Here is an 11690-nt window from a genome sequence, read left to right as displayed (position 1 = left end):
CGTTGTTATGACATTTGGGATCTTGCAAATTCTACGCTGGATTCGTCGCGTGTCGTCAATATGACTCAGTGTATGTGGGACCATGGTGGACCCCCATTGCTGCGAGGTGACATCGTGAGGTCCGGTACGCTTAAAATGGCGTCTTTGAACAGCGCGGTTGCTTCCCGGGCCGCCGCGCTCGCGCGCATGGGGTCCGCACAACCGATGGTCAATCCTCCACAACTTCTCGCTGCCGTCGATCTCGGTTCGAACAGCTTCAGGCTGATCGTAGGCCGGGTCGAAGAAACCGAAGCGGGTAGTCAGATCTATCAGGTCGACGCCTTGCGTGAGCCGGTGCGTCTCGCCGCGGGCTTGTCGCGCGACAAGATGCTCGATCGCGCGTCGCAGGTGCGTGGCTGGGATGCGCTCAAGCGCTTCGGCGAACGGTTGCGGGATTTTCATCCGGATCACGTTCGCGCGGTTGCCACCAATACGCTGCGTATCGCCAAGAACGCGGGCGAGTTCCTCGGCGAGGCGCAAGCCGCGCTCGGCTTTCCGATCGAAGTGATTGCCGGCCGCGAAGAAGCGCGTCTGATTTACGCAGGCGCTGCACATTCGGTGCCCGCGAGCGCGGGCAAGCGTCTCGTGGTCGACATTGGCGGCGGCTCGACGGAATTCATCATCGGCTCGCATTACACGCCGATCAAGATGGAAAGCCTTTATATAGGGTGCGTGAGCCACAGCCGCGCGTTCTTTCCAGCGGGTAATGTCGACGAATACACGATGCGTCAGGCCGAACTCGCCGCGGGCCGCGAAATCCAGATCATTTCCGCCGAGTACAAGAAAACCGGTTGGGAGCAGGCGATCGGCTCGTCAGGCACGGCGCGCGCGCTCGCGGAACTCGTCGAGGCGAACGGTTTCAACGACCCGGGCATTACGCACGGCATTTCGCGCGGCGGGCTCGAGCGGCTCAAGCGCGCGCTGATCAAGGCGGAAAACGTCAACCGTCTGAAGCTCATCGCGTTGAAGGGCGACCGCATTCCGGTGCTGGCCGGCGGTCTGTCCATCATGTTGGCGGTGTTCGACGAACTCGGTGTCGATTACGTCGATACAACGGACGGCGCGCTGCGTCTGGGCGTGCTGTACGACCTGCTGGGCCGCTCGCAGCACGAAGACATGCGTACGGTCACCGCCGAGGGCTTCATGCGCCGCTATGGGGTCGATCGGGCGCAGGCGGGGCGCATTGGCGACCTGGCAGTGAGTTTCTACGATCAGTTCTCCGAGCCAGACGACGAGCGCCGCGTGGAAAATCGTATGTTCCTTGGTTGGGCCGCGGCCTTGCATGAGATTGGGCTGTCGATTTCGCACAGCGCTTATCACAAGCATTCGGCTTATATCGCGAGCAATGCGGATATGCCGGGTTTTTCGCGCACCGATCAGGCGCGGCTCGCTGCGCTCGTGCTCGGCCACGCGGGCAAGCTCGGCAAGCTCTCGCAAACGCGCGAGGTGGAATGGCCGCTGCTGTTCTGTCTGCGGCTTGCCGCGCTGCTGTGCCGCCGGCGTGCCGACGTCGGCTTGCCCGGTATCGCGGTAGCGCAGGTGAACGGTGGTTATGAAGTGCGTTTGCCCAATGAGTGGGTAGCGAACAATCCGCTGACCGATTACAGCCTGATTCAGGAAGCGGCCGAGTGGGAGAAGGTCGGTATTCCGTATCGTGTGGTCTATACGGAGGATTGAAAAGCATTCGTCGTCAGCAAAAAAGCCCGGCAACTTAAATTGCCGGGCTTTTTTGCGTCTATCGCAGGCGCGATCAGTTGAAGGGGCTACCTGGCCTTAGCGCGGCATTGCATCGCCTAAAAAGTGCCGCGCATAACGGGCGTTGATATCCGACAGACGGAACAGCGTCAGAAAGTCCGCGGTATTGAAGTCGGGATCCCAGGCGGGCGCCCCGCAAATTTTCGCGCCAAGGCGCAGATAGCCCTTCACCAACGGCGGCGGCGCGACGTCCGCGCCCGTCTGCAATTCGTCGACCGGCAGCGGCGTGTGCGGAAACGCGCGATATTCCGGCGCCGTCAGCGCGCTGTCGCGCAGCGCGCAATACAGGTTGGCCGCGTAGTGGCCGCCGTCGACCATCGCGACGCTCGCGCAGCCGAGCATCGTTTCATAGCCGTTGTGCTTCATGTAGGCGGCGAGACCCGCCCACAGCGACATGATCACCGCGCCGCTGCGATAGTCCGGGTGCACGCACGAACGGCCTACCTCCACCATTTTCGCGCGCAGGTGGGTGAGGCGCGACACGTCGAATTCGCTTTCCGCATACAGGCGGCCGATACGCGCGGCCTGATGCGGCGGCAATGCGCGATACGTGCCGACTACTTTCAGCGTGTCGAGATCGCGCACCAGCAGATGATCGCAGTATGAATCGAAGGAATCGACGTCGAGACCGGCTGGACCCGTCAGGCGCGCGCCCATTTCATCGGCGAACACGCGGTAGCGCAGACGCTGGGCTTCGCGCAGTTCTTCGTCGGAACGCGCCCAGCTGACTTGCAGGCGATGTTGGGCGGTGACCGTTTCTTCGGCGCGCGGCAGACGGCGCGATTCGAAGAGCGAAGCGAGGGGCAGGGTGGGCGTCGGCAGTTCTCGCATGGGGCGTCCTGGTCGAAAAAAGGAGATTCGTTTTTTCGCCAATGTAGTAACGCCTGGTGACGCTCGCATGGCAAAGCCATGACGATTGGATGACTGGCCGTAAGGTCCGTGCCCACGGCTTGTAATGTCACGCGTTACGCGTGAGAGTGTTGTTTCTGTGCGACCCGGAGACGAGCTGGGCGGTCTGAGAGGCCATCGCTGCGGCGCCGGCAACCGTGGCCTTCAGATCAGATCGGGGCTCATCGCCGCGCGCAGCACGGCTTGTTCGTCGCCGTCGCGCTCGCGGCTGGAGATCCACCACACGCCGGCTTTCTTTAGCGGCCAGCTGGTCTCGCTATTGGCGAGCAGGCGGGCGGCGACATGGCCGAGGGTCGGCTGATGGCCGACGATCACCACGGTCTGTGCGATGCCGTCGGGCCAGCCGGCGGCTTTGAGCACGTCGTCGGCGCTCGCGTTGGGGGCGATTTCGCGTACCACGCGATACTGGTCGCTCAAGGTTTCCGCGGTCTGGATGGTGCGAACCGCGGGACTCGCCAGGATCACGGCGTCCTCAGGCAGGCGGGTGCGCAGCCATTTGGCGATGTTTTGCGCCTGTTTGCGGCCGCGCGTGGTCAGTGCGCGGGCGAGATCGCTGGAGGCGAAATCTTCGGCCTCGGCGTGGCGCCAGAGGATCAGATTCATCGATGTCTCCTTGACTGTGTTGCGGCGGAAACTGCAGTGCCGGTTTTTCAATCACTGTCGCATGCGGGCCCGTCAGGCCGCAAGGCAATGGCTCGCTCGGGTTGTGATTGGGTCGTGCGTTTGCGCGTTTGCGCGTTTGCGTTTGGATTGCGAGTTTGCCTTGCGAGTTTGGCTTGATAAGGCGCCCAAAAGCAAAAACCCGCGAAGCCGGAGGCGACGCGGGTTTCGTACTGCTTTTCGTGGTCGGAGCGATAGGATTCGAACCTACGACCCTCTGATCCCAAATCAGATGCGCTACCAGGCTGCGCTACGCTCCGACGAATCCGAGATTCTACGTGGCATTGGGTGCCAGAGTCAATCACGAATTGCGCCGGACCGAAAAGGGAGTTCAAAGCTGTGTGCTTGTTCTCTATATCCGTGGATCTATATTCGTCCCATCAACAGCAGCACGATCACGATGATCAGGACGACGCCGAGGAGGCCGGTCGGCCGATAACCCCAGCCACTGCTGTACGGCCAGCTCGGCAACGCGCCGATCAGCAGGATGATGAGCACGATAAGCAGGATGGTACCGATAGTCATTCGACTTCTCCCTGTCGGGCCCGCGGAACAACTGGGCCGCCTGTGATTGGTCCGGCACGCTTGTGCCGGGACGATGGCGCGCAATACACGCTTGCCTTGCAAGCTGTTAGTCAGCAAGGCGTGTGCCCGAAGGGAAATGACAGGTGGGGTACAGCGAAACAGGCGCGGTGTGCGCACCGCGCCAGGTTATGCAGACGATTGACGGGTTCCTGCCAACGCTTCTCAGTGCCGGCGGCGCATCCAGTGCGGCATGTGCTGGTGAGTAATCCAGTGATGCACCATGCCTTCGCCATCGTGTTCGCGCCGGTAGGTTCTCGATTCGAAAATCGACAAGGCAAGCAGCACGAGCAAACCTATTGCAAGTCCGACCAGGCCTGCGATCGATTCAGCGTCCATGGCAGTCTCCTATGACATGCGACCGTGCCTTAATAGTAGGTCACACGCGACGAAATGGCAGGGTAGGCAGCGCGTCCCGGCGTCATGAAATGTGCATTGCAGGTAGACTCTCGGCGCTTCGTTGCCGTTATTTCCTTTTGTCTCGAGAGTTTATGAACCGCGTTCTGCTGATTGCGTTGCTGTTCGGCGCCGGCCTCGCCGGCTGTGCCAACGATCCTTCCGGCCATCATGGCGGTCCGCCGCCGAAAGATCCGGCCGACTATCACGGCGTGCCCACCGATGATCGCCCGCCCTCAATGACGCCGACGTCTGCCGCACCTTAAGCGTAACCGCCTTGCGCGGCATATTTCGCTTTGAGACGGGTCAAACTGACGGCGGCTTTACGCCGCCGCGCCCGGCAAGCCACGCGCGACACCCGGCAGAAAGCGCACGAGCGTCAGCCCGCGTGCGGCCATGAAGATCAGCATCGCGGCCCACAAGCCGTGATTGCCGTACAGCGTCAGTAATGCCCACGACGCCGCGACGAATACGCCGAACGACACGACCATCGACATCATCAATTCACGCGTGCGCGTCGCGCCGATGAACACGCCGTCGAGCAGAAAGCCCCACACCGAAATCACCGGCGAGAGCGCGGCCCACGGCAGATACGTCTCAGCCGTGGCACGCACGGCGGCCTGGTCGGTCAGACGGTCGATGATCCATGCCCCGGCCCCCCAGTACACCAGCGAGAAAGCCAACGCGCCGAGCGCGGACCACAGCGCGGTCACTTTGATGGCCTGTGCGAAGGCGTGGCGGTCGCGTGCGCCGATCGCAGCGCCTACCAGCGCCTCGGCCGCATGTGCGAAGCCGTCGAGCCCATAGGCCATGAAGGTCTGAAAATTCAGCAGCAGCGCGTTGGCGGCGAGGGTGGCATCCCCCTGTCTTGCGCCGAGATGCGCGAACCAGCCGAACGATGACAGCAGACACAGCGTGCGTACGAAGATGTCACGATTGAGTACCACCAGGCGCCTGAGCGCCGCTGCGTCGAACAACGCCGCGCGGCTCAGGGGCGGCAGGCCGCGTGGCCGTCCGTGCCAAAGCAACGCGGCGCCGAGCACGAAGCCGAGCGCGTCAGCGGTGGCCGTAGCGGCGCCGATCCCGGCCACGCCCCAGTCGAATACGTACACATACAGGAGCACCGCCGCGATGTTCACGCTGTTGATGAACACTTGCGAAAGCAGGGCAAGTCTCACCTGTTGTGTGCCGAGCAGCCAGCCCAGCACAACGTAATTGCCCAGAGCAAGCGGCGCCGCCCAGATCCGCGCGTGACAATAGAGTTGCGCGTGCCTTTGCACCGCGTCGCTGCCGCCGATCGCGCGCAGCGCGTAGCCGATCAGGGGCACTTGCAGCGCAAGCACCATCGCGCCGATCGCAGCAGCGAGGCATAGCGCGCGAACCACGTTGTTGCGCAGCCCGGCCTGGTCGCCCGCGCCATGCGCCTGCGCGACGAGACCGGTGGTGCCCATGCGCAGGAAGCCGAAGCCCCAGAACACGAAGTTGAAGAACAGTCCGCCGAGCGCGACGCCGCCGAGATACGACGCGCCGTCCAGATGCCCGGCGACGGCGGTATCGACCGCGCCGAGAATCGGCTGGGTCAGATTGGCAAGGACGATGGGAAACGCGAGCGTCAGCACGCGCCGGTGCCAGCGCACGGGTACGGCGGGCGCGCTCGCGCCGAGCGCGGTTTCGGTCAATTGCGTTCCTGCACGCAGACCCACGGGGAAACGACCACTGCCCACAGGTCGGGGTCGCGCGCGGCGAAGTCAGTGGCCGTTTCTGCCTGCACCCGCTCGACGAGACCGGCGGACAGCCATTGCGTCACCTGGGTCGTGTCGTCGCTGGCGATGGCTTCGGCGACGCTGACCAGATCGAGGTCGCGCGCGACGCGCAGCAGCATGCCGCGCGCAAAAAAACGCTCGAGTTCAGACCAGCCGATTTTGGCGGTTTCCGCGAGCAGCTGGGCGTACAGCGGGCTATGGTTGGCGTCGTTGGAAGTCATCGTAAGGGGGATTCTGACGGGGCCGTTACTATAAACCATCGGCGAGCACCGCCATGGCGGCGCGCGTTCCGGTACGCTTAGGGCCTTTTTCGAAATTCATTCTGAACCTTCATGTCACTGGATTCAACGGCGCCGGCTTCGGGCGCGCAAGCTCACGTCATCAGCGACGCTACCCCCACGCGCGCTGACATGGAGCGCCTCGTCGCGGCAAGCCAGGAGCCGCTCCATTTCACCGACTGCGATTTCGAAGGCACTGATCTGTCGCGACTCGATTTGCGGGGCGCTGAATTCCATCGCTGCACGATCGTTGAGACTTCGTTTTTCGGCGCGACGCTGTCGCATACCCGCTGGGTCCGTTGCCGTGGCCGTGAAGCGGATTTTGCGTCGGCCGATCTGGTGGATGCGGCGTTTCAGTCGAGCGATCTGAACAACACCAGCTGGCGGCGCGCGAAACTTGCCTCGGCGTCGTTTCATAGCTGCAAGCTCACCGGCGCGAATTTCGAAGGCTGTGCCGCGCTGGGCTTGAGCTTTGTCGAAACCCTCCTGGTAGGCGCGCATTTGCGCGGCCTGTCGTTTCGCAAGGCGACATTGCAACAGCTCGACTTCTCCGACGCCGATCTGGCCGGGGTCGATTTCCGCGAAGCGATCTTCGATGGCGGCAGCCTGAAGGACGCCCATCTGAAGGGCGCGCGCTTCGACGGGGCGGATCTGCGCGAAGCGGACCTGAGCGGTGTGCGGCTCGTGGATGCAGCGCTGTTCAAGGGCGCGACAATTTCCCATCAGCAGGCCGCGGTGCTCGTGACCGAACTCGGTTTGCGAGTGGTGTAAACGCGCACGGAGTTGGCCGGTTTAAGCCAATCGGCCGACTGGAATGAATTGGCAAGAGCGCCTATCATCCGATTAATTGCGTGAATAAAAGCAGGGGTTTTACGGTTTCGCGATTTGTCAGTGGATTTAAAAGTGTGAGTTGTTCGCTATTCGCGATTTTGCATTTTGTGAATTAAATTGTTTATTGGCGCCGTTAAAATAACTTAATCGTCGTGGATGGTGCGTTGGCGCACCAAAGGCATGCGGCGCAAAAGCGTCCAGCTCAAGCCAGGCGGGGTTAGCGGAAATCAGACAACGGCCTTTCGTCAGTGTTTTAGGCGCGATTCCTGAAGGTGCTTGATTTGCGCCGCTGGTCAGCCAGTTTGCCGTTTTTGATTCGCCGATTTTATGGCGCTTCACGTCGAAAAGCGAATGTGATTTAGGCCGTTGATTTGCGTGATTTTGCTTCACGTAATGCGGACTCCGTGCGGCGCATCACATTGCATGCGAAATTAATAGATTGCACGGTTATAAGCGGGTTGTTAGATTTCGTTCTGGCGCATGGTGAACCGGTCCTTTGCCGATATGCGCCGAACCCCCGTTAGCCCGGCCCCGTGCCGGGCTTTTTTTTGCCCCGGCCATGGCCGATTCAACCGCGATGCGCCAGGCCCGATTGTTTCGGCACCCTTACTGTTTGCAGCGAACCACCATCGAGCGGTTTTTCACGTTCGCGCCGAAAATACCGCCTACCGTGCCGCCGGAAGTGGCGCCGTTGTCGACGTCTTTCGATACGACGTCGTAGCCATAATTGCCGCAGACTTCGCCAGCGCGTTTGTAGCACTCCGCCCAGCTGGAGCTGGCGTCACTGCCACTGCAGTTGATCGCGAAACCGGTGTCGCCGCTCGGCAGATAGGTCCTGGTGGTTGTGCTGGAGCAGCCGCTCAGGCTGCCGAGCGTCAGCAGGCCGAGGCCAACCGCTGCGGCCATCGCCGCCGACGCAAATGCGCTCTTCATTGCAAATTCCTTACAGATGATAAGAGGCGTGGCGAAGCGCCACGTCGTGTATCAGATTGAGCGTTTACAGCGCGCTGGGTTCCCGGGAGCGCACGTGCAGTCCGCGTGCCCGCTGCCGCTCAGCAAGCGGCAATCAGGCGCTCAGCGGGGCGGCAGGGCGCGCGACGGGTCGATCGAGCGGCCCTGATAACGCAGTTCGAAATGCAGCATGACACGGTCGGTGTCGGTGTCACCCATCTCGGCTATCTTTTCGCCGCGGGTGACAGCCTGGCCTTCCTTCACCAGCAGCGCGCGGTTATGCGCATAGGCCGTCAGATATTCGGCGTTGTGTTTGAGGATGAGCAGATTGCCATAGCCGCGCAGACCATTGCCGGCATAGACGACCGTGCCAGGTGCGGCGGCCACCACCGGCGTGCCCGCGGCAGCCGAAATATCGATACCTTTCGAATTGGCGCCGTCGAAGCGCCGTATCACCGTGCCGTCAGTCGGCCACACCAGCGAGATCGAGGACGCCGGCGTGGGCGACGGCGCAGTGTCAGTGGGCGCTGCGCGCGGTGCGGCCGAAGCGCTTGCGCCGCCGTTGCTGCGCACCGCGCCACCCGTCGACGCGGTACCCGCTGTACCACCAGGCGGTGCGACGCGCAGCACCTGCCCGACCTCGATGCTGTCCGGGTTCGTCAGATTGTTCCAGCGTGTGATGCTTTGCACCGACTGCCGGTTGCTGCGCGCGATCTTCGACAGCGTGTCACCCCGTTCGACGCGATAAAACCCCGGACCCACCGGCGCAGACCCGCACGCGGCGAGTAGCGCGAGCAATGACGCGCAGGCCACCCGTTTGATCATTCTTGTTGTTCCCAGCATTGGACCTCGCAAAGCGCTGCCACGCGCCGATCCCGATCACGCGGCAGATAGATGCAAAAGCGTCCGATTCTAACGGTTTTGCGCTGCAGCATCCGAAAAACGGGCGGCAAGGCGCCCGTCCGCAGTGGAAACGCGGCGAAACGCCGCGAAACTCACCAAGGACACTGCGGAAAAAAGGGAAATCAGCGCAGCGCGCTGACAGTGATGCGCAGGGCTGCCGTTTCGCGTTGGCCCGGCTCGAGCCAGCGCAGGCCCAAGCCGTTATGGATGGCGTCCGGCAGGCCCAGCCAGGGTTCGACGCAGTAAAAATCCGACTCCGGGGTTTCGGTCCAGGTCGTCACTGCGTACCAGGGTACCGAGTCCGGACGTTGCAAGTCGATCGTGATGAGCCGGTTCAGGCCAGGCGCGACGATGCGCACAGGCTGGTCCGGCGCGCCGTCGAGGCAATGAAAACGGTCGTAAATGCGGGCTTCGTCGAGCGTATAGCGCGGCTCGCCCGGCTCCGCGGCGCTGATCGAGCCATCGGCCTGCTGGTAACACCGTTTGGTGCGCGGCAACTCCAGCGTTGTCTCACCGCGTTGCCCGTGCGGCAGCGTGAAGTAGAAGTGGTGGCCGGCGTAGTAGGGCAGCCGCGCGTCGCCCGTATTCTCGGTGGTCAGCGTCACGTCGAGCGTGTGCGCATCGGCGAGGCTATATGCGGCTTCGAAGCGAAAGCCGAACGGATAGCCGCTACGGGTTGCCTCGCTGTCGCGCAGGACCATGCGCAGACCGGCGCCGTGCACATCCGCATGCGCCTCGAACGGCAGGTCGCGCGCAAAACCGTGCATCGGCAACTCGCGTACGGTGCCGTTGGCATCACGCCAATAGCCGATCTTGCCGTCCACGCGATGCCGCCCGAGAAACGGAAACAGCAACGGGTTGCCGCCGCGAATCCGCGCGGGCACGCTCCAGTCGGCGTGCTGTGGCCAATGAATCACTTCTTCGCCGTCGATGAGCCACGATAGAAGCCGGCCGCCGGCTTGCGGCGCGAAGCGCAGCACGGAGGCGTCCTGGGCGATCTCGAGAATGTCCTGTTGCGGGGAAAGCGGCATGGTCGATGAGCTGGTTGGTTGTGGGTTGATTGCAATGGATCGCGAGGCATGGGCGCGCGGCAAGCGTCGCGCGACACCCTGCGAGAGACCGATTTTGCGCTGCTTTGCGCTACGGGGAAACCCTTCTGGGGAAATTGCGGGTGTCGCACAAGCGCGGTCCCTGTCGATAATTCATACAAGTGCCCGGTGTCCTCGACTGCCGGGCGAGAACGTTCAGGAGGCTTCATGGATCTCGCAATGGCAATGGGTGTGGCTTTGTTCGGCATGTTCGCGGCAAGCACGGTCTACTTCTTCTACACGCTCGAACGCTGATCCAACCTCAGCCTCATCTTTGCTGCTTCGTTATTGCGAGTCCCGGCACGCATCTGGCGCTTAAATAATACGTTCTATCCGCATGATCGCAGGGCTGCCGTTACGGCGGCCCGTTTCTTTTTCTGGTGCGTAAAACGGTTTCGAGTTGTGACGCACTGCATCAATATTTCCCCCCAGGTGGTTCAAAAGCTTGGCGCTGACATTCCAGCCAGGCATAATCGGTGCGCCTTTGACGCGCTGCCGGTTTCCTTACGCGGCGCGCTTTACCCCGACATTTCGCTTACAAAGAGGACCGCCGCGTGAACCTGTCGTTTCTGATTTTCCTGAGCGTGCTGCAAGGCGTCACTGAACTCTTTCCGGTGAGCAGTCTTGGTCATACGCTGCTCGTGCCCGCTTTGTTTGGTATGCATATCGACAAGCATGCGCCGCAGTTGCTGCCGTTCCTCGTCGCACTGCATCTCGGCACGGCGCTCGCGCTGCTGTGGTACTTCCGCAAGCGTTGGTGCGCGTTGGTGCGCGGTTTCTTCGCGTCCTTTGGCGGCCGTCGCAACGATGACGCGCACATGATGTGGGCGCTTATTATCGGCACAATCCCGGCCGGTCTCGTCGGTCTGCTGCTGGAAAAGCGGCTTGAACGGCTCTTCCACGATCTGCGCATTGTCGCGCTCGCGCTGATCGTCAACGGTGTGTTGCTGTGGTTCGGCGATCGGCTGCAACGTACACGTGCGCATCAGGCGCCGGAGAAGCTGACTTTCCGCCAGGCGTTTTTTGTCGGTCTCGCGCAGATCGGCGCATTGATTCCGGGCTTCTCGCGCAGCGGTCTGACGATGATCGCGGGCAATGCGGCCGGCCTGACGGCGGAAAAATCGGCTGAGTTTTCATTCCTGCTCGGCACGCCGATCATCTTCGCCGCCGGCGTGCTTGAATTGCCGAAGCTGTTCCATGCACCCGGCCAACTGGCCGACGCGCTGCTCGGCGGCGTGCTGACCGCGATCGCCGCTTATCTCAGCGTGCGCTTCCTGATGCGCTATTTCGAAGGACGCGGCCGTCTGGCGTCGTTCGGTGTGTATTGCGTGATCGCCGGGATCGTCTTCCTCGGCTGGTTCATGTTGCATCCGCAACCGGTCTGATTGCGTTGGATTGCTCCGCCGCTGGCCGTCACGTGCTGGCGAGCGGGAGATGATCGGTTATAATCCGGGCCCGGCTCAACCTGCCGGGCCCGTTTGGTTTAAGGCGTGGCGACGGCCGGTGAAGCCACTGAAGCCGGTTTGGGATTTCCA

The 11690-nt window shown here is 62.2% G+C and carries 15 protein-coding genes and 1 tRNA gene; 5 read left to right on the top strand and 11 right to left on the bottom strand.

Annotated elements, in window-relative coordinates; translation table 11 throughout:
- The first annotated feature begins 135 nt into the window (after nt 1-135).
- Complete coding sequence (locus PQR27_RS14960; protein ID WP_408524386.1) at nt 136-1716, top strand: Ppx/GppA phosphatase family protein; 1581 nt, start codon at nt 136-138, stop codon at nt 1714-1716.
- Between the two features lie 96 nt (nt 1717-1812).
- Here the strand turns inward: PQR27_RS14960 and PQR27_RS14955 are convergent, their stop codons facing one another.
- From PQR27_RS14955 to PQR27_RS14935, 5 genes are all read right to left on the bottom strand, one after another.
- The gene (locus PQR27_RS14955; RefSeq protein WP_408524385.1) at nt 1813-2625 is read right to left on the bottom strand and encodes a GNAT family N-acetyltransferase; all 813 of its coding nucleotides are present in this window, start codon (nt 2623-2625) and stop codon (nt 1813-1815) included.
- Nucleotides 2626-2847: 222 nt separating this feature from the next.
- The gene (sixA, locus tag PQR27_RS14950) at nt 2848-3306 is read right to left on the bottom strand and encodes a phosphohistidine phosphatase SixA (RefSeq protein WP_408524384.1); all 459 of its coding nucleotides are present in this window, start codon (nt 3304-3306) and stop codon (nt 2848-2850) included.
- 240 nt (nt 3307-3546) lie between these two features.
- A tRNA-Pro gene (locus PQR27_RS14945) sits at nt 3547-3623 on the bottom strand.
- A gap of 106 nt (nt 3624-3729) precedes the next feature.
- Nucleotides 3730-3888 carry a DUF3309 family protein gene (locus PQR27_RS14940; protein WP_408524383.1) on the bottom strand — a complete coding sequence of 53 codons (159 nt, stop codon included), beginning with the start codon at nt 3886-3888 and terminating at the stop codon, nt 3730-3732.
- A gap of 222 nt (nt 3889-4110) precedes the next feature.
- The gene (locus PQR27_RS14935) at nt 4111-4284 is read right to left on the bottom strand and encodes a hypothetical protein (protein ID WP_408524382.1); all 174 of its coding nucleotides are present in this window, start codon (nt 4282-4284) and stop codon (nt 4111-4113) included.
- A gap of 152 nt (nt 4285-4436) precedes the next feature.
- On the opposite strand from PQR27_RS14935, the gene PQR27_RS14930 reads away from it, so the two are divergent.
- Complete coding sequence (locus PQR27_RS14930) at nt 4437-4607, top strand: hypothetical protein (RefSeq protein WP_408524381.1); 171 nt, start codon at nt 4437-4439, stop codon at nt 4605-4607.
- Between the two features lie 57 nt (nt 4608-4664).
- On the opposite strand, the gene PQR27_RS14925 is transcribed toward PQR27_RS14930, so the two are convergent.
- The gene (locus PQR27_RS14925; protein ID WP_408524380.1) at nt 4665-6020 is read right to left on the bottom strand and encodes an MATE family efflux transporter; all 1356 of its coding nucleotides are present in this window, start codon (nt 6018-6020) and stop codon (nt 4665-4667) included.
- Complete coding sequence (locus tag PQR27_RS14920; RefSeq protein WP_408524379.1) at nt 6017-6325, bottom strand: DUF2288 domain-containing protein; 309 nt, start codon at nt 6323-6325, stop codon at nt 6017-6019. The genes PQR27_RS14925 and PQR27_RS14920 overlap by 4 nt, the downstream gene beginning before the upstream one ends.
- Nucleotides 6326-6436: 111 nt before the next feature.
- Here PQR27_RS14920 and PQR27_RS14915 point away from each other — a divergent pair, with 111 nt between their 5' ends.
- Nucleotides 6437-7153 (top strand): pentapeptide repeat-containing protein, encoded by a 717-nt coding sequence (locus PQR27_RS14915; RefSeq protein WP_408524378.1) that lies wholly within the window; start codon nt 6437-6439, stop codon nt 7151-7153.
- A gap of 126 nt (nt 7154-7279) precedes the next feature.
- Here PQR27_RS14915 and PQR27_RS14910 read toward each other — a convergent pair whose 3' ends face one another.
- The 4 genes from PQR27_RS14910 to PQR27_RS14895 all read right to left on the bottom strand — a co-directional run bounded on the left by PQR27_RS14910 (nt 7280) and on the right by PQR27_RS14895 (nt 10098).
- Complete coding sequence (locus PQR27_RS14910) at nt 7280-7603, bottom strand: hypothetical protein (protein ID WP_408524377.1); 324 nt, start codon at nt 7601-7603, stop codon at nt 7280-7282.
- Between the two features lie 216 nt (nt 7604-7819).
- Nucleotides 7820-8146 carry a hypothetical protein gene (locus PQR27_RS14905; RefSeq protein ID WP_408524376.1) on the bottom strand — a complete coding sequence of 109 codons (327 nt, stop codon included), beginning with the start codon at nt 8144-8146 and terminating at the stop codon, nt 7820-7822.
- A gap of 141 nt (nt 8147-8287) precedes the next feature.
- Nucleotides 8288-9007 (bottom strand): peptidoglycan DD-metalloendopeptidase family protein, encoded by a 720-nt coding sequence (locus PQR27_RS14900; RefSeq protein WP_408524375.1) that lies wholly within the window; start codon nt 9005-9007, stop codon nt 8288-8290.
- A gap of 182 nt (nt 9008-9189) precedes the next feature.
- Nucleotides 9190-10098, bottom strand: coding sequence for an aldose epimerase family protein (locus tag PQR27_RS14895; protein ID WP_408524374.1), 909 nt, complete (start codon nt 10096-10098; stop codon nt 9190-9192).
- A 186-nt stretch (nt 10099-10284) separates the two neighbouring features.
- On the opposite strand from PQR27_RS14895, the gene PQR27_RS14890 reads away from it, so the two are divergent.
- Nucleotides 10285-10410 carry a UDP pyrophosphate phosphatase gene (locus PQR27_RS14890; protein ID WP_408524373.1) on the top strand — a complete coding sequence of 42 codons (126 nt, stop codon included), beginning with the start codon at nt 10285-10287 and terminating at the stop codon, nt 10408-10410.
- A 299-nt stretch (nt 10411-10709) separates the two neighbouring features.
- The gene (locus PQR27_RS14885; RefSeq protein WP_408524372.1) at nt 10710-11540 is read left to right on the top strand and encodes an undecaprenyl-diphosphate phosphatase; all 831 of its coding nucleotides are present in this window, start codon (nt 10710-10712) and stop codon (nt 11538-11540) included.
- Nucleotides 11541-11690 lie beyond the last annotated feature (150 nt).

It is taken from the genome of Paraburkholderia fungorum, assembly GCF_046027215.1.
Lineage (GTDB): Bacteria > Pseudomonadota > Gammaproteobacteria > Burkholderiales > Burkholderiaceae > Paraburkholderia > Paraburkholderia fungorum_D.
This window is presented reverse-complemented; position numbering and strand designations above follow the sequence as displayed.